Origin of the sequence: Escherichia sp. MOD1-EC6021 (genome assembly GCF_002965245.1) — a bacterium.
Classification (GTDB): domain Bacteria; phylum Pseudomonadota; class Gammaproteobacteria; order Enterobacterales; family Enterobacteriaceae; genus Escherichia; species Escherichia coli_F.
Window position 1 is genome coordinate 349,448 of sequence record NZ_PTRU01000001.1, and the last position, 21,577, is coordinate 371,024.

18 protein-coding genes and 1 riboswitch are annotated in these 21,577 nt (G+C 46.6%); of the genes, 13 read left to right on the top strand and 5 right to left on the bottom strand.

Annotation, left to right across the window (positions count from 1 at the left end; all coding sequences use genetic code 11):
* Position 1: 1 nt before the first annotated feature.
* On the top strand, positions 2–2,482 hold the full coding sequence (locus BEB54_RS01730) for a fimbrial biogenesis outer membrane usher protein (protein ID WP_105276893.1): 2,481 nt from the start codon (positions 2–4) through the stop codon (positions 2,480–2,482).
* A gap of 15 nt (positions 2,483–2,497) precedes the next feature.
* On the top strand, positions 2,498–3,532 hold the full coding sequence (locus tag BEB54_RS01735) for a putative fimbrial-like adhesin protein (protein ID WP_105276894.1): 1,035 nt from the start codon (positions 2,498–2,500) through the stop codon (positions 3,530–3,532).
* An 81-nt stretch (positions 3,533–3,613) separates the two neighbouring features.
* Here the strand turns inward: BEB54_RS01735 and rcnB are convergent, their stop codons facing one another.
* Both rcnB and rcnA read right to left on the bottom strand, forming a co-directional pair.
* Positions 3,614–3,952, bottom strand: a complete 339-nt coding sequence (rcnB, locus tag BEB54_RS01740; protein ID WP_000153074.1) for a Ni(II)/Co(II) efflux transporter accessory subunit RcnB — start codon at positions 3,950–3,952, stop codon at positions 3,614–3,616.
* A 204-nt stretch (positions 3,953–4,156) separates the two neighbouring features.
* Positions 4,157–4,978 carry a nickel/cobalt efflux protein RcnA gene (gene rcnA, locus BEB54_RS01745; RefSeq protein WP_000134589.1) on the bottom strand — a complete coding sequence of 274 codons (822 nt, stop codon included), beginning with the start codon at positions 4,976–4,978 and terminating at the stop codon, positions 4,157–4,159.
* 120 nt (positions 4,979–5,098) lie between these two features.
* Between rcnA and rcnR the strand changes: the two genes are divergently transcribed.
* The 9 genes from rcnR to BEB54_RS01790 all read left to right on the top strand — a co-directional run bounded on the left by rcnR (position 5,099) and on the right by BEB54_RS01790 (position 15,871).
* A complete protein-coding gene (gene rcnR / locus BEB54_RS01750; protein WP_000019944.1) occupies positions 5,099–5,371 on the top strand; it encodes a Ni(II)/Co(II)-binding transcriptional repressor RcnR in 273 nt (90 codons plus the stop codon).
* A gap of 91 nt (positions 5,372–5,462) precedes the next feature.
* A riboswitch (TPP riboswitch) is annotated at positions 5,463–5,559 on the top strand.
* Between the two features lie 34 nt (positions 5,560–5,593).
* Positions 5,594–6,382, top strand: coding sequence for a hydroxyethylthiazole kinase (thiM, locus tag BEB54_RS01755; RefSeq protein ID WP_105276895.1), 789 nt, complete (start codon positions 5,594–5,596; stop codon positions 6,380–6,382).
* On the top strand, positions 6,379–7,179 hold the full coding sequence (gene thiD / locus BEB54_RS01760; protein ID WP_105276896.1) for a bifunctional hydroxymethylpyrimidine kinase/phosphomethylpyrimidine kinase: 801 nt from the start codon (positions 6,379–6,381) through the stop codon (positions 7,177–7,179). Before thiM ends, thiD begins: the two co-directional genes overlap by 4 nt.
* Before the next feature lie 64 nt (positions 7,180–7,243).
* On the top strand, positions 7,244–8,059 hold the full coding sequence (locus BEB54_RS01765; RefSeq protein ID WP_105276897.1) for a glycoside hydrolase family 25 protein: 816 nt from the start codon (positions 7,244–7,246) through the stop codon (positions 8,057–8,059).
* A 267-nt stretch (positions 8,060–8,326) separates the two neighbouring features.
* Positions 8,327–11,005 carry a DUF6493 family protein gene (locus tag BEB54_RS01775; protein ID WP_105276899.1) on the top strand — a complete coding sequence of 893 codons (2,679 nt, stop codon included), beginning with the start codon at positions 8,327–8,329 and terminating at the stop codon, positions 11,003–11,005.
* 45 nt (positions 11,006–11,050) lie between these two features.
* Entirely contained in the window at positions 11,051–13,735 is a 2,685-nt protein-coding gene (locus BEB54_RS01780; RefSeq protein ID WP_032184559.1) for a DUF6493 family protein, read from the top strand.
* Entirely contained in the window at positions 13,736–14,953 is a 1,218-nt protein-coding gene (locus tag BEB54_RS01785) for an SWIM zinc finger family protein (protein ID WP_236943369.1), read from the top strand. It abuts the gene before it with no gap.
* A gap of 15 nt (positions 14,954–14,968) precedes the next feature.
* Positions 14,969–15,079, top strand: coding sequence for an SWIM zinc finger family protein (locus tag BEB54_RS29195; protein ID WP_236943372.1), 111 nt, complete (start codon positions 14,969–14,971; stop codon positions 15,077–15,079).
* Between the two features lie 45 nt (positions 15,080–15,124).
* The gene (locus BEB54_RS01790) at positions 15,125–15,871 is read left to right on the top strand and encodes a GntR family transcriptional regulator (protein WP_105276900.1); all 747 of its coding nucleotides are present in this window, start codon (positions 15,125–15,127) and stop codon (positions 15,869–15,871) included.
* Here the strand turns inward: BEB54_RS01790 and BEB54_RS01795 are convergent.
* Genes BEB54_RS01795 through BEB54_RS01805 form a run of 3 tightly spaced genes read right to left on the bottom strand, consistent with a single transcriptional unit; the run spans position 15,845 to position 19,085 of the window.
* On the bottom strand, positions 15,845–16,810 hold the full coding sequence (locus BEB54_RS01795) for a carbohydrate kinase family protein (protein ID WP_105276901.1): 966 nt from the start codon (positions 16,808–16,810) through the stop codon (positions 15,845–15,847). The genes BEB54_RS01790 and BEB54_RS01795 overlap by 27 nt on opposite strands.
* Entirely contained in the window at positions 16,807–17,811 is a 1,005-nt protein-coding gene (locus tag BEB54_RS01800; RefSeq protein WP_105276902.1) for an ADP-ribosylglycohydrolase family protein, read from the bottom strand. Before BEB54_RS01800 ends, BEB54_RS01795 begins: the two co-directional genes overlap by 4 nt.
* A complete protein-coding gene (locus BEB54_RS01805) occupies positions 17,808–19,085 on the bottom strand; it encodes a nucleoside permease (protein WP_105276903.1) in 1,278 nt (425 codons plus the stop codon). Before BEB54_RS01805 ends, BEB54_RS01800 begins: the two co-directional genes overlap by 4 nt.
* Before the next feature lie 256 nt (positions 19,086–19,341).
* On the opposite strand from BEB54_RS01805, the gene fbaB reads away from it, so the two are divergent.
* Positions 19,342–20,394, top strand: coding sequence for a class I fructose-bisphosphate aldolase (gene fbaB / locus BEB54_RS01810; RefSeq protein WP_000129551.1), 1,053 nt, complete (start codon positions 19,342–19,344; stop codon positions 20,392–20,394).
* A gap of 316 nt (positions 20,395–20,710) precedes the next feature.
* A complete protein-coding gene (gene gatY, locus BEB54_RS01820) occupies positions 20,711–21,565 on the top strand; it encodes a tagatose-bisphosphate aldolase subunit GatY (RefSeq protein ID WP_105276904.1) in 855 nt (284 codons plus the stop codon).
* The last annotated feature ends 12 nt before the right edge of the window (positions 21,566–21,577 follow it).

Below are 21,577 nucleotides of genomic sequence, written 5' to 3' on the forward strand. Positions count from 1 at the left end.
TATGTTGAGAATGACCCCACTTGCATCAGCAATCGTAGCGTTATTGCTCGGCATTGAAGCTTATGCAGCTGAAGAAACCTTTGATACCCATTTTATGATAGGTGGAATGAAAGACCAGCAGGTTGCAAATATTCGTCTTGATGATAATCAACCCTTGCCGGGGCAGTATGACATCGATATTTATGTCAATAAGCAATGGCGCGGGAAATATGAGATTATTGTTAAAGACAACCCGCAAGAAACATGTTTATCAAGGGAAATTATCAAGCGGTTAGGCATTAATACCGATAACTTTGCCAGCGGTAAGCAATGTTTAACATTTGAGCAACTTGTTCACGGTGGGAGATATACCTGGGATATCGGAGTTTTTCGTCTCGATTTCAGTGTACCGCAGGCGTGGGTGGAAGAACTGGAAAGTGGCTATGTTCCACCGGAAAACTGGGAGCGGGGTATTAATGCGTTTTATACCTCTTATTATGTGAGTCAGTATTACAGCGACTATAAAGCGTCGGGTAATAGCAAGAGTACATATGTACGTTTTAACAGCGGGTTAAACTTACTGGGGTGGCAACTGCATTCTGATGCCAGTTTAAGTAAAACAAATCGCAATCCAGGGGTGTGGAAAAGCAATACCCTGTATCTGGAACGTGGATTTGCCCAACTTCTCGGCACGCTTCGCGTGGGTGATATGTACACATCAAGCGATATTTTTGATTCTGTTCGCTTCAGCGGTGTGCGGTTGTTTCGTGATATGCAGATGTTGCCTAACTCGAAACAAAATTTTACTCCACGGGTGCAGGGGATTGCTCAGAGTAACGCGCTGGTAACTATTGAACAGAACGGTTTTGTGGTTTATCAGAAAGAGGTTCCTCCTGGCCCGTTTGCGATTACAGATTTGCAGTTGGCCGGTGGTGGAGCAGATCTTGATGTCAGCGTGAAAGAGGCGGACGGTTCGGTAACCACCTATCTGGTGCCTTATGCAGCAGTGCCGAATATGCTGCAACCCGGCGTGTCGAAATATGATTTTGCGGCAGGTCGTAGCCATATTGAAGGGGCGAGCAAACAAAGTGATTTTGTTCAGGCGGGTTATCAGTATGGTTTTAATAACTTATTGACGCTGTATGGCGGATCGATGGTCGCGAATAATTATTACGCGTTTACTTTGGGCACAGGCTGGAATACACGCATTGGTGCCATTTCCGTCGATGCCACGAAGTCGCATAGTAAACAAGACAACGGCGATGTGTTTGACGGGCAAAGTTATCAAATTGCCTACAACAAATTTGTGAGCCAAACGTCGACGCGTTTTGGTCTGGCGGCCTGGCGTTATTCGTCGCGTGATTACCGGACATTTAACGATCACGTTTGGGCAAACAATAAAGATAATTATCGCCGTGATGAAAACGATATCTATGACATTGCCGATTATTACCAGAACGATTTTGGCCGTAAAAATAGCTTTTCTGCCAATATGAGCCAGTCATTGCCAGAAGGCTGGGGTTCTGTGTCCTTAAGTACGTTATGGCGAGATTACTGGGGGCGTAGCGGCAGCAGTAAGGATTATCAGTTGAGTTATTCCAACAACCTGCGACGGATAAGCTATACCCTCGCGGCAAGCCAGGCTTATGACGAGAATCATCATGAAGAGAAACGTTTTAATATTTTTATATCGATTCCCTTTGATTGGGGTGATGACGTTACGACGCCTCGCCGGCAAATATATATGTCTAACTCAACGACGTTTGATGATCAGGGTTTTGCCTCAAATAATACGGGATTATCGGGAACCGTAGGAAGCCGGGATCAATTTAACTATGGGGTCAACCTGAGTCATCAGCATCAGGGAAATGAAACGACAGCTGGAGCGAATTTAACCTGGAACGCGCCGGTGGCAACGGTGAATGGCAGTTATAGTCAGTCGAGTACTTATCGACAGGCTGGAGCCAGTCTTTCAGGGGGCATTGTCGCCTGGTCGGGTGGCGTTAATCTGGCGAACCGTCTTTCCGAAACGTTTGCTGTGATGAATGCGCCAGGAATTAAAGATGCTTATGTCAATGGGCAAAAATATCGCACAACAAACCGTAATGGAGTGGTGGTATACGACGGAATGACACCTTATCGGGAAAATCACCTGATGCTGGATGTGTCGCAAAGCGATAGCGAAGCAGAATTACGTGGCAACCGGAACATTGCCGCCCCTTTTCGCGGCGCGGTTGTACTGGTTAATTTTGATACCGATCAGCGCAAGCCCTGGTTTATAAAAGCGTTAAGAACGGATGGGCAACCATTAACGTTTGGTTATGAAGTCAATGATATCCATGGTCATAATATTGGCGTTGTCGGCCAGGGAAGCCAGTTATTTATTCGCACCAATGAAGTACCGCCATCGGTTAATGTGGCAATTGATAAGCAACAAGGGCTTTCATGCACAATCACCTTCGGTAAAGAGATTGATGAAAGTAGAAATTATATTTGCCAGTAATAGTCAGGTGGTTCTATGAAAATTCGCATAATGCTATTTATATTAACGATGATGGTTATGCCTGTGAGCTATGCAGCATGTTATAGTGAGTTATCTGTTCAGCACAATTTGATTGTTCAGGGGGATTTTGCACTTACTCAAACACAAACGGCGACATATGAGCATAATTTCAACGATTCATCATGTGTGAGTACAAATACCATCACTCCCATGAATTCATCGGATATTATTGTTGGGCTGTATAACGATACTATTAAATTAAATTTACATTTTGAATGGATCAATAAAAACAACATCACGTTGTCAAATAATCAGACCAGTTTCACCAATGGTTATTCGGTAACGGTGACACCTGCGGCCAGTAATGCAAAAGTGAATGTTTCTGCGGGGGGCGGCGGTTCAGTGATGATTAATGGTGTTGCGACATTATCCAGTGCTTCATCATCGACACGCGGGAGTGCTGCAGTACAATTTTTACTGTGTTTATTCGGTGGCAAGTCATGGGATGCATGTGTAAATAGCTACAGAAATGCATTGGCACAAAATGCAGGTGTCTATTCCTTTAATCTGACATTGTCATACAACCCGATAACCACAACCTGCAAACCGGACGATTTATTAATTACTTTAGAGAGTATTCCCGTTTCACAATTACCAGCTACAGGTAACAAAGCAACAATAAATAGTAACAAAGGGGATATTGTTCTGCGTTGTAAAAACTTATTAGGTCAACAAAATCAAACATCACGGAAAATGCAGGTGTATTTATCAAGTTCTGACTTGTTAACCAACAGCAACACAATACTGAAAGGTGCGGAAGATAATGGCGTAGGATTTATTCTTGAAAGTAATGGTTCTCCAGTCACACTTTTAAATATCACTAACAGCAGTAAAGAATACACAAATTTAAAAGAAATTGCGGCAAAGTCAAAACTTACAGATGCAACGGTTTCAATTCCGATAACTGCCAGTTACTACGTCTACGATACAAATAAAATTAAATCTGGCGCACTGGAGGCAACCGCATTAATCAACGTGAAATACGACTAATAACAAGCAAGACGAGCAAGTGGCTAATAATAAAAAATAACAAGGTGTCTGCATTTCCCCCTCATGATGAGGGGGCTTTTTTTAGCGATGATAAAAAATCTCACCATCGTAGGCTTTAATGATTTTACCGTCGGTGTCGCTGATCAACACATACGCGCCACCCATATAGGTCCAGTGCGTCCCGGCATCAGGCGCGGGCAGGTTACGTAACTGCCACTGCTTAATGTTGTACTCATCGGTGCGGTACATCTCTGGGACGGTATCGCCTGGTTTGAAATGCTTAAAGTCAGCAATGAAACTGCTTAACTCATACTTAGAAATTCCCGAGGTATTGGTCGAACCCGCGGTGGCTGGTGCGGCCCAGGCGGCACTGGTAACCAGCAAAAGCACACCCAGCAACATCTTATTTTTAATGGTCATAAACTCTCCACTTTGGGGATCTATAATATCAGTCGCATATCTTTCCTGCCATACAATATAACTGACAAGCGATATTTTGTTAGTGATCCCATGATTTCGTAAAAAGTGTAAATGAAAGGATGCCCTAAAAGCATCCTTAGCGAGCAGAGAGCCAGCGGAAATAGCTGATTTAAGAATCATCCTGGGCTGAAGATAACATGCAGCCTATCGCATAATGCCCATAAAGCCATGCACGCCCATATACACCCCAACTAAGCCAATCAACAGACTGGAAAAATAGGGGGCACGTTTAGCGAGAGTGTTAAATCCGCTCCAGCGTTTTGCGACCTGCTGAACGCTGATTGCTGCGCCAACGCCTACGGTGACTAGCGTTAACGCCAGGCCAATGCTGAAACTGACGACCAGTGTTGCGCCTAGTGTCAGGGCTTTCAACTGAATACAAATCAACAGCACGGTAATTGCTGCCGGGCAGGGGATCAGTCCACCTGTTAACCCAAACAATAAAATTTGCCAGTTGGTCACTTCTCTGCCATTGAAGCGTCGTTTGATGTCATTGGCATGGGCTCGTGCATGAGCATCCTGATACTCCCCATGTTCGTGATGGTGATGATGTCCATGGTCGTGGTGATCTTCGTGATCGTGATGATACTCATGATCATGCCCGTGCATATTCTCCAGCCAGTTGCGTTCGCCGCGCCAGGTACGCCAGAACATCCAGAACGCGGTGCCAATAATGATCACCGCGGAAATCAACTGGAGCCACGGTTCTGCAGATTGAGCAGTAAAACGTTTGCTGATCACCATCCCGCCAAAGGCAATCAACCAGACCACCGCGGTATGCGAAATGGTTGCTGCCAGTCCGAGCATCACCGCCTGTTTAATGGTGCCTTTGATGGCGATGATAAACGCCGCCATCATCGTTTTTGAGTGCCCTGGTTCCAGGCCATGAAGCGCACCAAGTAAGATGGCGCTGGGGATGAAGAACCAGGCATTTCCTTGCTGAAGAAGAGTGGTAAATTCGGTCATGATAATAATTCTTAGTATTAATTCGGCAATCCGATTCTACTCCCCCCCAGTACCTGATACTACCCCCCAGTAGAATAATAGTGCTATGATTTTTCATGTTCTTGTTAACCAGGTGTTGCCATGTCTCATACAATCCGTGATAAACAGAAACTGAAAGCGCGTGCCAGTAAGATTCAGGGTCAGGTCGTGGCGCTCAAGAAAATGCTCGACGAGCCGCACGAATGCGCAGCTGTTCTACAACAGATTGCTGCTATCCGTGGCGCGGTAAACGGTCTGATGCGGGAAGTGATTAAAGGTCATCTGACGGAACACATCGTTCACCAGGGGGATGAGCTAAAACGTGAAGAAGATCTGGATGTCGTTCTGAAGGTGCTGGATTCATATATCAAATAATTTCACAACGTTATTGTAATCCCGCCGTTTTTCCTCGTTTACAACGTGTGCGCGGGACATTACCATCCATCTCTGCGATTCATCATCGCAACCAAACGACTCGGGGTGCCCTTCTGCGTGAAGGCTGAGAAATACCCGTATCACCTGATCTGGATAATGCCAGCGTAGGGAAGTCACAGACCACCAGGTCATTGCTTCTTCACGTTATGGCAGGAGCAAACTATGCAAGTCGACCTGCTGAGTTCCGCGCAATCAGCGCACGCGTTAAACCTCTTTTACCAACACTCTCCTCTTGTGCATTGCATGACCAATGATGTGGTGCAAACCTTTACTGCCAATACCTTGCTGGCGCTCGGTGCATCGCCAGCGATGGTTATCGAAGCAGAAGAGGCCAGTCAGTTTGCGGCTATCGCCAGTGCGTTGCTGATTAACGTTGGCACACTGACACAGCCACGCGCACAGGCAATGCGTGCTGCCGTTGAACAGGCAACACACTCCCAAACGCCCTGGACGCTTGATCCGGTCGCGGTTGGCGCACTCGATTATCGTCGCCGTTTTTGTCATGAACTTTTATCTTTTAAACCGGCAGCGATACGTGGTAATGCTTCGGAAATCATGGCATTAGCTGGCGTTGCTAATGGTGGACGGGGAGTGGACACCACTGACGCCGCGGCTAACGCGATACCCGCTGCACAAACACTGGCACGGGAAACTGGCGCAATCGTCGTGGTCACAGGCGAGGTGGATTATATTACCGATGGTCGTCGCACCGTTGGCATTCACGGCGGCAATCCGTTAATGACCAAAGTGGTAGGAACTGGCTGTGCATTATCGGCAGTTGTCGCTGCCTGTTGTGCGCTACCAGGCGATACGCTGGAAAATATCGCATCTGCCTGTCACTGGATGAAACAAGCCGGAGAACGCGCAGTCGCCAGTAGCGAGGGGCCTGGCAGTTTTGTTCCCCATTTTCTTGATGCGCTCTGGCAATTGACGCAGGAGGTGCAGGCATGAAACGGATTAACGCTCTGACAATTGCAGGCACTGATCCCAGTGGTGGCGCAGGAATTCAGGCAGATCTCAAAACGTTCTCTGCACTTGGTGCTTATGGTTGTTCAGTAATAACCGCCCTGGTAGCGCAAAACACCCGAGGCGTGCAATCGGTGTATCGCATAGATCCTGATTTTGTCGCCGCGCAGTTGGATTCGGTGTTCACTGATGTGCGAATCGACACCACTAAAATCGGTATGTTGGCGGAAACCGATATTGTTGAAGCGGTGGCAGAACGGTTGCAACGTTATCAGATCCAAAACGTGGTACTCGACACCGTTATGCTGGCAAAAAGCGGCGACCCTCTGCTTTCACCTTCGGCGGTTGCCACGCTGCGCAGTCGATTATTGCCACAGGTTTCATTAATAACGCCAAACTTGCCCGAAGCTGCCGCCTTGCTCGACGCGCCACACGCGCGCAACGAACAGGAAATGCTGGAACAAGGGCGATCGCTGTTGGCGATGGGCTGTGGCGCAGTGCTAATGAAAGGTGGTCATCTGGATGATGAGCAAAGCCCGGACTGGCTGTTTACCCGAGAGGGGGAACAACGGTTTACTGCACCGCGCATTATGACCAAAAACACCCACGGCACTGGTTGTACGCTCTCTGCGGCGTTGGCTGCACTACGCCCGCGCCATACAAACTGGGCTGACACCGTACAGGAGGCAAAAAGCTGGCTTTCATCGGCGTTAGCCCAGGCCGACACGCTGGAAGTTGGCGACGGTATTGGTCCGGTTCACCACTTCCACGCCTGGTGGTGAGCACCGTACTATAGCTGCTTTGGTTATTGTCAGTCTTTGGCGCTGACATTCAGGGATGAAACCAATGCAACTGAGAATCACCAGTCGAAAAAAATTCACCGCTTTATTATGCGCTCTGGGGCTCATTTCTATCGTTGCGATTTATCCGCGTCAGACGGTGAATTTTTTCTATTCGACAGCAATTCAGATTAAAGACTACATCCACTTCTACGGTTATCGCCCGGTCAAATCTTTTTCTATTCGCATTCCTGCCACTTATACCATTCATGGTATTGATGTTTCACGCTGGCAGGAGCGAATCGACTGGCTGCGGGTGGCAAAAATGCGCGATAACGGTATTCGCTTGCAATTTGCCTTTATCAAGACGACGGAAGGCGAAAAGCTGGTGGACCCCTATTTTTCGCGTAACTGGCAACTAAGCCGCGAAAATGGCCTGCTGCGCGGGGCGTATCATTATTTCTCCCCGTCGGTATCCGCTTCAGTTCAGGCGCGATTATTTCTGCAAACGGTGGATTTCTCACAAGGCGATTTACCTGCCGTGCTGGACGTAGAAGAGCGGGGAAAATTATCGGCAAAAGAATTACGCAAGCGGGTAAGTCAGTGGCTAAAAATGGTCGAAAAAAGCACAGGAAAAAAGCCGATTATTTACTCAGGAGCCGTTTTTTATCACACCAATCTGGCGGGCTATTTCAATGAATATCCGTGGTGGGTGGCTCACTATTATCAACGTCGTCCGGACAATGACGGAATGGCCTGGCGCTTCTGGCAGCATTCCGACCGTGGACAGGTCGATGGCATCAATGGTCCGGTGGATTTTAATGTGTTTAATGGCACGGTGGAGGAGTTGCAGGCATTCGTGGGAAGCACATTCACGAAGTAAACATCAAAAATCAGAATTTCGGGGGCTGATAAAACAGGTGTTCAACCCGGTATCATTGGGAAAACTTCATGGATGAGGCTCGCCAATGATATCGGTTAATAGATTCATAGAATATCTTGATAACCACAACAGGGCTCCAGCAGTACGAAAATTCCAAAAACAAATGCGGGAGAATTGCATCACACTGGCTGGTGAAAAAGACCTTCTCATTAATTATAAAAAATCAATGAATTACCCGAATGAATTTACAGCGCAAGGATATGGGAAATGATCGATTTTAAAGAAAAATACAGTAATATTATTGAATCGGGAAATTCGGAGCAATTAATAGCTTTATTAAAAGTACTGAATGAACAGTCTCGAAAAGAGTTAGCTCCATTAATCAAGAAAGATGTGAAAAGATTAACCGGTCACAAGGAGATATCACGGAATAGATGGAGAGTTATTGGTAGTGAAAATCAGTTCAAAATGTTAGGTGTAGCAATATTATGCTGTTACAATAAAAAAGATTGTAAAAACATAAAATCTGTCATGTTTAAGAATAATAATTATCTGGATATAGCTCTGGGGTTATTTTCTCCTGACTGGTTTACCGATTATGTCAATATCTTCGCAGATAAAGATGGTTGTCCTTTTAATTACGAACAAATTAGTGACTGGATTGCGGCAGGTTATCTATCTAATGTGTCGCCAATGCTTATCGTAAAAAAAATAATACATAGTAAAATGCTACAGAAGCACTCATTCACTTTAGATGTTCATCTCTGGGAAATATTTAATTACCCTTGTAATATATCATGGGCTGAAAGTTGGCATCATACACAAGAGAAACCAGAAGACGCCGATGAACATAGATGGATATACTTGTTCAAAAAATACACTCAAGAAAAAAGGTTAGACAGAATGCGGGTTTTAAAAGAAAGCCTTCTTGCTGTCAATCGCGGATTCAATAAAAATCAAACTAACTGGTATGTGGACTTGTTGACTGCTCTGGAACCTGCTGAAAATGAATGTTTGCAACTACAAAATGAGTTATTTTCAGTATTTCATTGCCCGCAAAATAAACCTATTTCCTATGTATTAAAAATTATTAACAGCCTTAGTACAAATCCTGAATTTGATTATGATGCATTTATTAATCATCTGCCTTTCCTTTTTTCCTCAACAATTAAGAGTACTTTGAATAGTACTTTAATACTGGCCGATAAACTGGCAAGTAAATATCATGATAAACGAATGACAATTTGTTATAACCTCACCGGTGTCTTTATAAATAAAGATGCCAGCCTTCAGGAGAAAGCTGCAAAACTAATTGTTAAGTATGGCGATCCGACAGATTCTGAGTTGAGTGCACTGTTGGATAGTTATATTAATAATTTGCTTGCTGGCACTAAACAATTATTAACAGATTTTCTTGATAGCAAACCCCCGGTTGCTGATGAAGCGTTGCTATTGCACCCAGTTATATCATTAATTCGTGATGATAACCGTATCCCAGAAATTGAAAGCTGGGATGATTTTGTCTTCCTGGCAGGTAGAGCGTGTCTTAACCTGGAATCGTATCATTTTGACCTGTTTCCCGCAGCGTTGTTACGTTTTGCGCCTGAGATTAATAAAGATAATCTTAGTCAACTGGAGCCTGCTTTTGGTCTGGCGCTGAAAACATTGCAATCTGGTTCTTCATCAGTTGGCGCATTCGATCAAATCCTTGCAACATTTATCCTTGAGTTTGCTGGTTATTTACTTAATAAATTACCTAACGAAAATATACTTAAAAAGTATAATCAATATCTTGAATTAATTAATAATGAAAATAAGAACTTAAAACTTAACTGGGGGTTTCATGAGTGGCAAAAATCTACCAAAGCAAAATTTCAGCCATGGATTGATATATTAATAAATGTCCTGCATTCGTTACAAAAATCAAACCACCTGCCACTTCTTTCAACTCCGACGCATTTGCCGTGTTTTATTGATCCCTGTACTCTTGTGCAAAGGTTAAGAAAATATCAAAAGGTAACTCAGGTTCCTGATAATTTAGATTTACAACTTGCTATTCAACGTTGCGTGATACCTGAAAATGAAATTAATTTAGCCGGATTAAACCAAAATGATACTGCGCTATTAAAATATTTCTTCCATGGTGATGTGAAGTCACTTAAATGTGTTGAAAATGATGATTTAGCATTGTCAGCCATTATTACACGTAATACCAGTCACTATGATTTAGCGTCATTCGAATACGGTTTGATTTTGCTAAGCAAAAACAATTTACCTGCAAATATCATCTCTAATGAGTTTTCATGGTGCCTTGAGACAAAAACACAGACAGTACCTTATTCAAAGGAGATAGTTTGTTACAAACAATTGAACTTTGATATTTCTCGATACTGGCAGCAGGAAAAGACCAGACTTTTTTATGCCTTTAGTTTTATGAAAACATCGAATGGTTGGGAAACAGATAAGCAACGACTGTTATTTTCTTTTCCCGCTGCTCACGATCTTTTTTTAGTGCGGTTTATCGAATACCACTTTAAAACAGAATATAACGAGCCACGTGACACGATCCACTTGTTGCAGGCAATGCTTGAATTGCCTTTGCCGTTAACACCCATGGGACATCTACTTACCGCTTTTTGCATGCTTCACGCCGACAAAACTGTCCGTGCTCTTGCCGGAGAATTATGGATTGAAAAGCTGCGTTATCCACAAGGTGTGAATTCCGCCCATATCGGCGACATCCTGGGCCGGTTGGAAAAAGAGAGCTGGTCACCACTAAAGCGCTTTACCGATCTCGCCATGCAGTCGCTTATCAATATCAGTTCCCGCCACAATCAGGCATTACTTGAGATGATAAGTGCAATGGACAGCCATTTGAGCACGGTAAAAATCACCAACTACAAAAAGCTGACTGGGCTACGGCAGGAACTTGAAGCAGCATTGTAAAAGCTAATTTAGCACGTATAAAAATTGATATTCAGGGAAAGAGTAATGGATACGACTCAAGAACAATACAGCAAAATTATTGAATCAGGGAATTCAGAGCAGTTATTAGCATTTCTGAAGTCGCTGGATGATAAGCAGCGGAAAAATTTGGTGCCGCTTATAAAGAAAGACGTGAAACGATTAGGTGCCTATCAATGGTATGAAGTAAGCATCGGCGGTCTTCGTGGAGGAAGTTACAAGCAAAACGGTACAAAAAATCAGTTACAGATGCTTAGTGTTGCGATCATCGGTTGCTATGCACGAAAAGACTGTAAAAATATTGAACGTAACTTATTGAATTCTAATAATGCAGTTAAAGAAACACTCAAATGGCGCAGCCCGGAATGGCTTACTGATTATATTAATGGTGATATTAAAGGTGGAAATTTTTCAATAAGTTATGCCACTCTCTGCGACTGGATTGCCGAAGGATATGTTGGTAATATTACACCGCAGGTTATTGTTAATAAAATTACTTCTGCATCAAATCTTGAAAAACATCGTTTTTCTTTAGACGATCATATCTGGATGGTGTTTAATTATCCGTGCGGTGTTTCATTGTCAGATCAGTGGTATCCGAAAGAAAGTAAACCTGAGGGTGCCGATGATCATAAATGGATATATTTCTTCAAAAAATATACTATGGACAAACGCATCGACAGAATAAGAGTATTAAAAGAAAGCTTACTTGCGGTCAATCGTAACTTTAATCGCGAACAAACATGTTGGTACGCCACGCTATTTACTTCGCTGCAACCGACAGCGGACGAATGTTTGCAACTTCAGGAAGCACTTTTTTCGACATTTTATTGCCCGCACAGTAAACCTGGCACTACGGCATTACAGGCAATCAAAAAAATATCCGAACATCCGGAGTTTCACCGTGATGAGTTTATTTCCTGCCTTCCTCAGTTATTTTCTTTCACCACTAAAGGTATTGTCGATAGCGCATTAACGATTGCTGATAAACTGGCGAAACAGCACCCTGATAAAAGATTTGAAATCTGCCAACACCTCACCTCGGTATTCCTTAATAAAGATGTCGGGCTACAAAATAAAGCAGCAAAGTTAATTGCAAAATATGCCAGTCCATTAGATCCAGAAATAAGCACGTTATTAAGCAGTTATGGCGATAATCTGCTTACAAGCGCTCGTGAGTTATTAACCGACTTTCTTGATATTACTCCGCTTACGCCCGATAACTCTGCTAAACTTTCTCCCGTATTGCCACTGATTCGTGATGATAACCGTATCCCCGAAATTGAAACCTGGGATGATTTTATCTTCCTGGCAGGACAGGCATTTCATAACGTCGAGTCGTATCACTTTGACCTGTTGCCGGCTGCATTGTTACGTTTTGCTCCTGAAATTAATGAAGAGAATGTGAATCAACTGGAACCTGCGTTTATGCAGGCGCTGGAAACATCTGAACATATTTCTTTCTTGGACGGGATGTTGGGCTTTTTCTTTATGGAATATGCGGCAGAGCTTATCTCACGTTTTCCACTACAGACAGCAAAAATTAAAATAATGTATGAAGATTTTCAGGGTTTAAAAAATACAACTGACAAATGGAAAAAGATAGACTGGGGGTTTCAATCCTATGATGAAGAGGACAAAAAACGAAGCCGCTCATGGATTGCGTTTTTCAAAAACATTCTGTTGTTATTAAAAAACAACGTTAATCTGTCTTTGCTTTCAACACCCACGCATCTGCCTTGCTTTATTGACCCGGCGGTGTTTGTCCACCGCCTTTTGCAATACCAAAATGCGGGTGTAGAACCTTGTAGTCAGGATATGCAACTTGCGATTCAACGATGTGTATTTATTGGCACTCAGCCTGATATTTCACAACTTAACTCCGAATATGCTGCATTAGTGCGATATATATTTTCCGGCGAGCAGGACGCATTAGCACAGGTCGCGCAGGATGATTGGAAACTAGCGGCCATTATTACCCGCAGTGCGGTTAACCCTGACACGACGTCTTTTGATGTCGGGTATGCGTTGCTGGAAAAACATGCGTTACCGATGGAGTTATTAAGCAATATGTTCCCGTGGTTTATCAGGGAAAACAAAACTCGCTTCCCTGCCCGAACATTCAATTTTGACGTCTCAACGGCTGTTCAAAATCTGGAGATGACTTTGTTCTATGCTGACAGTTTCATGCCTTGCTGTAAATACAGTTACTTTGGCGGAGGGTATAAGCGGCGAACGATGTATGCTTTTCCCTGGCAGGGTGATGTCACACTCATGCGTTATATAGAAATGAATTTTCATGATCCAAACATTTCATCAACGAAGTCTAATCTGGAAATCCTTCAGGCACTTTACGATCTCCCGTTGCCACTTTCACCCATGGGCCATTTACTCACCGCTTTTTGCATGCTTCATGCCGACAAAACGGTGCGTGCTCTTGCCGGAGAATTATGGATTGAAAAGCTGCGTTATCCACAAGGTGTGAATTCTGCCCATATTGGCGACATCCTTGGTCGGCTGGAAAAAGAGGGCTGGTCGCCACTCAAACGCTTTACCGATCTTGCCATGCAGGCGCTTATCAATATCAGTTCCCGCCACAATCAGGCATTACTTGAGATGATAAGTGCAATGGACAGCCATTTGAGCACGGTAAAAATCACCAATTACAAAAAGCTCAATGAGCTGCAACTCGAACTTACAAGGAAGTCATAAATGGAAGAGACACTCACTTATAGTTACAACATCCCATCCGCTTTGCACAAAACAAACGGAAAAGATGAATTACGCCTGGCGAAATACAGCGAGATCCAAAAGGCGTCTGACGCTCCCTGTTTTTTTGTCGGTCAGGTCAGGCAACCTTTTTTGATGGCGCGTTGTTTAATTGCCCTTTCCAACGTGGTGAAGTCGAGCTTTAACCTTTCGCCCGCGCAACTGGCGCTACTGAAAGATCCCATTGTCAGCGCAGGAAATGAGCGGGTGCGTTTTGAAGGATTTTCCCACTGTGCCGGGGTCTATGCGCGGCTTGATATTTTGCCCGATGGCTTAAACGGAGAGTTTTTACAAAGCGGCACGACCAATGTCGATTTTAACCAGCCTATGCTCTCGGCATTAGCAGGGGTAAGCAATAGTGAAGCTGTTACCTTATCCGTCGGTCAGAAATCGGTGGGGTTACATCTGGAAAATCACCAGGTTATTGAACGCAAAGTGCCACTTCCGGTGAAATGGATCAAAGGTCTGAGTAGCGTACAGGTCTACCTTGCTCAGTCGGCAAAAGGCCACCAGTTTACTAAAGTCCAGGCGCAGCAACTGTTTCGTTCCTTACCCAAAGGACAGGTGAAAACCGATTACTATTTACAGGTACGCGGTACGACGCCACAGTTTTCGCCAGTAAAATCAGTTAACGCGATTTGTATCGGCGGGCTGCATCGTCTGCGCTTACTGGAACCCTTGTTACCTTTTGTTGACTGCTTGCAAGTTTTTGCGCAACCGGATATGCAATCCACCACCTGGCAACTGTGGTTTGGCGATTTGCGTTTTACGCTTTCGTTATCTCGTGATTGCTGGCGTGGATTTTCTGGTGAGGGAGCGACGCTGGATGCGCTAAATGAAGGGATTGACGAGAGCTGGCTGACTATTTTTGACGAACAGGCACAGGCCAACCAGACTATTAGTCCGGCATTTTTTGCTTCTGGTGGCAGTCAGTGGCTGGGAAAAACCGACACACTGGCCGCGCAACTGGCGGCAATGGGATTACTGGGTTACGACCTTACCGATAATGCCTATTTTTATCGCCAGTTGCCGTTCAAACTCTCCCGCATAATGAGTCTGAATCCCCGTCTGAAAGGGGCTGAGAAATTACTGCAAGAGAACAAAGTTGAAATTATTAGCCAGCAGCCAGCCAGAACAGAGGCGCGAGTTGAAGGGAGTTGAGTACGGCATACCGTCATTCTCGATGCAAATGGTGAACGCTGTACCTGCGAATGGTTCAGTAAATATCAGGGACAAAGAGGGCCATGCAAACATGTTCTGGCGGTGAAGAAACTGCTAAGGCAATAGGTGCGTGATATACTCCCTCCAGACTCATCGCCTGGAAAAAGACAAATGGAACAAGCGCATACCCAGCTGATTGCCCAACTGAACGAACGTATTTTAGCGGCGGATAACACGCCGCTTTATATTAAGTTTGCCGAAACGGTGAAAAATGCCGTGCGCAGCGGGGTGCTGGAACATGGCAATATTTTACCCGGCGAGCGCGATTTAAGTCAGTTAACCGGCGTTTCGCGTATTACGGTGCGCAAGGCGATGCAGGCGCTGGAAGAAGAGGGCGTGGTGACACGTTCGCGCGGCTACGGCACGCAGATTAATAACATCTTTGAATACTCGTTAAAAGAAGCGCGAGGATTTTCTCAGCAGGTGGTGTTGCGCGGGAAAAAACCAGATACGCTATGGGTTAACAAGCGAATGGTTAAATGCCCTGAAGAGGTGGCGCAGCAATTGGCGGTCGAAGCGGGTAGTGATGTCTTTTTGCTTAAGCGTATTCGCTATGTTGATGAAGAAGCGGTCTCTATTGAGGAGTCGTGGGTTCCGGCGCATTTAATTCATGATGTTGATGCCATCGGAATCTCTCTTTATGACTACTTCCGCAGTCAGCATATTTTTCCAAAGCGTACCCGTTCCCGCGTTAGCGCCCGGATGCCGGATGCCGAGTTTCAGTCACATATTCAATTAGATAGTAAAATACCGGTGCTGGTGATCAAGCAAGTGGCGCTTGACCAACAGCAACGGCCTATTGAGTACAGCATCAGCCACTGTCGCAGTGATCTATACGTTTTTGTGTGTGAGGAGTAGTTCCTCGCGGGTTGGCGCGCAATCACCGCCGCGATGCCCGACAACCCACGACGCCACTGCATTGCCCAGCAATACGGCATCCGCCAGTGGCAAACCAGAGGCCAGTCCAGCTAATACGCCACCTGCATGACTGTCGCCCGCCCCAATGGTGTCTACAACTTGCGTTGGAAATGCCGGGATGCAGCCAGAAGCGTTATTGCTGAAATACCATGCGCCTTCTTTATCCAGACGGACGATCAACGACGCGGCAAATTTCTCCTGCCATTGTTTGCCAAGTGTTGTTATCTCTGCGGATAAAGCAAAACGTTCGGCGGCAATCTCACCCTCCTGACGATTGAGTGACACTAAAGGTCGACAGGCCATGATTCGCGCCAGTAATGCATCCGGGATATCGCCAATACGTGGGCCAAAATCGATGAACGGCGTCACGTCTTGCAGACTCTCCAGCCATTCCACTAACAATTCACCGCAGGGCGAGGCCAGTTGATAACCGGAAAAATAGAGCAGGCTGCCAGGCGCAACGGTTAATCGCGCCAACCATTCGCGATTCCACTGATTTTCCACACCACTGAACGACATAAACGTGCGTTCACCATCAGGCTCAACCAGCGCCAGACACCAGCCGTTATCGCCTTCGGCGTTATCGATGAGGCTGATTAATCCTTCTTTCGCCATCCGGTTACGAATAATTTCCGCCCACACACCCTGGCCGAGCGGCAGGGCATTACCCGCTTCGATACCGAGGCGCTTTAACGCCACGGCAATATTCAATGCACAGCCGCCAACGTTAACGCTCTGCTGTTTCAGTTCGATATCGCACCCACGCCAGGGTAGGGCATAAGCGTCGGCGATCACATCAATGACCGCTGCGCCGACGACCATCACCGGCTGACGCGTGGTTAATTCAGGCAGCAGCGTGTGTAATCGAGCGCCGCTCATACCGCCTCCCGTTGTTGACGATATTTCGCCAGCGCCGTGGCATAGCGGTTGAAATCAAGCTGATTTACCGCATCCAGTTCTCTCTTTAACGCAGGATCGATTGCGTTAACGCCATGCAACGCGCCGCAAATCGCCGTCGCCATGGCGCCGATGGTGTCAGTGTCGCCGCCAAGGTTAGCGCAAAGGACGGCGCAACGGTTCGGGTCGGTTTGTGCCAGTTCAACCAGCGCAATGGCGCACGGAACGGACTCAATAGTACTGGTACCTGCCCCAACCACCTGATACAGCTGTTCGCTGGCGGATTCGGTGCCGTCGGCATTGCGCACAATTTTCAGCGCAATCTCCAGACGTGCTGCCAGTGAGGCGCTGAAGGTAGTGATGCGTTTTTGCTGTGCATGTCGCGCAATCGAGGGTAGAGAATCAACAATCGCTGACCAGCTTTCTCCGTCAATGGCACGGGAAATCGCCCATGCGATGACTACCGCACCTGCCACCGCCAGATCGGATTTATGGGTCGGGCTGGACGCCAGCGCCACATCATCAATAAAGGAATCAACATCGCGCGCCGGAAGCAAACAACCTAATGGCGAGACGCGCATCGCTGCGCCGTTGGTCACGCCATTGTTTTCCAGTTCAGCAACGGGTTTACCGTCGCGAATGGCGTTAAGCGCAATCTTCGAAGTTGGGCCAAGCACGTTTTTGTTAAAGGCGTTGAAACGCAGCGCCCAGTCGAGAATATTACGCCCAATCAGATCCGGGTCTATCTCACCTTCACGTTCCAGTAACGCATCAGCCAGGCAAAGAGCCATTGAGGTATCGTCGGTAAATTCGGCGCGGTTAAAATAACAGGCCGCGTTATTCTCCTTTGGTCCAGGCAGAAAACGGTCAATCCAGCCAAAGTGTGCTTTAACGCGGCTGCGTGGCCAAAGCTCGGAGGGCATCCCCATCGCATCCCCTAACGCCTGCCCATAAAGAGCACCGAGAATACGTTCTGTTTTCATTTAACTTCCCCTTGTGTCAACGCAATATCGCGATCATCGACCTTGATAGCCGTAATTTCGTTGTCGGATTCGCGGAAAAAAATCATGAACAGCACGGCGATAATGGCAATCATCACCGCGCCGAAAGTCCACATCCCGGACCAGTTGAAAGTCAGTCCGTTTACCGGTTCCGGATAAGCGAACATCTTTTCCATCATCACACCGCCAAGACGATAGCCGAGCAAACTGCCGAATCCCTGGCAGCAGAGCGTGATCAGCCCCTGCGCAGCGGTACGCATATGCACGGGGGCTTTTTTATCGACATAGATGTAAGCGGTAACGTAGTAAAAATCGTAACTTACTCCATGCAGCAAAATGCCGAGGAACAGTAACGCGTAGGTGAAATATTCATCCGCACTACCGTAAATAAAGAAGCCATAGCGGATCGCAGCGGTGACCAGACCAAGTAATAATACCTTTTTGATACCAAAGCGTTTGGTAAAAAACGGCAATGCCAGCATAAAGAAGATTTCAGAGAACTGGCCGAGCGTCATCCAGCCGGTGGCGTTTTTCATGCCGACTTCTGTCAGATAACCGTTGGCAAAGATGTAATAGAACGCCAGTGGCATCGCAAACAGGAATGAACAGAAGAAAAAGACGAGGAAGTTTTTATCGCGCAGCAGGATCAGCGCATCCAGGCCGAGCATGACTTTAATGTCCATTTTGCCGGTGCTTTTTGGCGGCGTGTCGGGCAGGAAAAACGCAAACACACCGAGCAGAGCAGAACTTCCGGCGGTAATCAGCAGCGGGATGTTAGTCGGAGAGATATCGGCATAACCCAGCATTTGCGGCAAAAATCCACATGCCAGACCGGAGGCAATCCAGCCGATAGTGCCCATCACACGAATGCGTGGGAAGTCACGCTCCACATCCGGCACGTTAGCAAACGCGATACTGTTAGTCAGCGCAATGGTCGGCATATAGGTCAATGAGTAGGCCAGCAGTAACGGGAAGAACCCGGCAAAAGTAGTCTGTTGCGCAGCGAAATACATCAGCACCGCACCAGCGAACATCAATACCGCCAGCACTTTCTGCGCCGAGAAAAAGCGGTCAGTGATGGAGCCAACCAGAATTGGCGACAGGATCGCCGCAATGGCGGTACAGGCATACGACCAGCCAATTTCTCCGGCACTAAAACCGCTTTTACTTAACCACAACCACAATGGCACAAACCACGCGCCCCAGATAAACCATTCAACAAACATCATGAACGACAGCTTTGCTGTTGTTTTCATCTTTTAATTCCTTCATGACAGGTAATGTAAGGTACGCGATGACAATACCATTTAATAATACCTTTTAAATACCTTTGCGGTGAAAACTTGACCGCGGTAACATTTTTTCTGATGAATCGAGCCAACAGAAAACGCTGAAAAAACATCCAAAAGATGGAAAAGCTCGCCTGTAACGACCAGGATTATGATTGCCCGCAAAAGGCGGGCCAGGACAATCCATAGCCGATATCCAATCGGAATTTACGGGAGCATAGTAATGACAGATATTGCGCAGTTGCTTGGCAAAGACGCCGACAACCTTTTACAGCACCGTTGTATGACTATTCCTTCTGACCAGCTTTATCTCCCCGGACATGACTACGTAGACCGCGTGATGATTGACAATAATCGCCCGCCAGCGGTGTTACGTAATATGCAGACGTTGTACAACACTGGGCGTCTGGCTGGCACAGGATATCTTTCTATTCTGCCGGTTGACCAGGGCGTTGAGCACTCTGCCGGAGCTTCATTTGCCGCTAACCCGCTCTACTTTGATCCAAAAAACATTGTTGAACTGGCGATCGAAGCGGGTTGTAACTGTGTGGCGTCAACTTACGGCGTGCTGGCATCGGTATCGCGGCGTTACGCGCATCGCATTCCATTCCTTGTCAAACTTAATCACAACGAGACGCTAAGTTACCCGAACACTTACGATCAAACGCTGTATGCCAGCGTGGAGCAGGCGTTCAACATGGGCGCGGTGGCGGTTGGCGCGACCATCTATTTTGGCTCGGAAGAGTCACGTCGCCAGATTGAAGAAATTTCTGCGGCTTTTGAACGTGCGCACGAGCTGGGCATGGTGACCGTGCTGTGGGCCTATTTGCGTAACTCCGCCTTTAAGAAAGATGGCGTCGATTATCACGTTTCGGCTGACCTGACCGGCCAGGCTAACCATCTGGCGGCAACCATAGGCGCAGATATCGTCAAACAAAAAATGGCGGAAAATAACGGCGGCTATAAAGCGATTAATTACGGTTATACCGACGATCGCGTGTACAGCAAGTTGACCAGCGAAAACCCGATTGATCTGGTGCGTTATCAGTTAGCTAACTGCTATATGGGCCGGGCAGGGTTGATAAACTCCGGCGGTGCTGCAGGCGGTGAAACTGACCTCAGCGATGCAGTGCGTACTGCGGTCATCAACAAACGCGCTGGTGGAATGGGGCTGATTCTTGGACGTAAGGCGTTCAAGAAATCGATGGCTGACGGCGTGAAACTGATTAACGCCGTGCAGGACGTTTATCTCGATAGCAAAATTACTATCGCCTGATACGCCTCATACGAACAGCACTACCCCGTAGGGCGGATAAGGCGTTCACACCGCATCCGGCAACCTATGCCTGATGCGACGCTGAAGCGTCTTATCATGCCTACACAGCGCTGCCACGTATGCCGGATAAGGCGTTTACGTTGCATCCGGCATAAAAACACGCGCACTTCGTTACGGCTTCCCCCGGGAGGCCGTTTTTTTTTCCTGTCATTCTGATTAATTTTCATATTGTCGTTTTTGTGATCGTTATCTCGACATTTGAAAACAAATAATTTCATTATATTTTGAAATCGAAAACAAATGACAGGATGTGAAAATGTACGTGGTATCGACAAAGCAGATGCTGAACAACGCGCAGCGCGGCGGTTATGCGGTTCCGGCATTCAATATTCACAATCTCGAAACGATGCAAGTGGTGGTGGAAACCGCTGCCAGCATGCATGCGCCGGTCATCATCGCCGGAACGCCCGGTACATTTACTCATGCTGGTACAGAAAATCTGGTGGCGCTGGTCAGCGCTATGGCGAAGCACTATCACCATCCATTGGCGATTCACCTCGACCATCACACGAAATTTGACGATATCGCTCAGAAAGTTCGTTCAGGTGTGCGCTCGGTAATGATCGACGCCTCGCATTTGCCTTATGCGCAAAATATTGCACGGGTAAAAGAGGTGGTGGATTTTTGCCATCGCTTTGATGTCAGCGTCGAAGCGGAGCTGGGGCAGCTTGGGGGCCAGGAAGATGATGTACAAGTCAATGAAGCTGATGCGTTGTATACCAACCCCATTCAGGCGCGTGAATTTGCCGAGACAACCGGGATTGATTCCCTGGCGGTCGCCATCGGCACGGCTCACGGTATGTATGCCAGCGCACCGGCGCTTGATTTTTCTCGACTGGAGAACATTCGCCAGTGGGTGAACTTACCGCTGGTGCTGCATGGCGCGTCAGGGTTATCGACTAAGGATATTCAGCAAACCATCAAACTGGGGATATGCAAAATCAACGTTGCAACGGAGCTGAAAAATGCATTCTCGCAGGTGTTAAAAAATTACCTGACCGAGCACCCTGAAGCGACTGACCCCCGGGATTATTTGCAGTCGGCTAAATCCGCAATGCGCGATGTGGTGAGCAAAGTGATTGCCGATTGTGGCTGCGAGGGCAGGGCATAACGCACCTGCCAT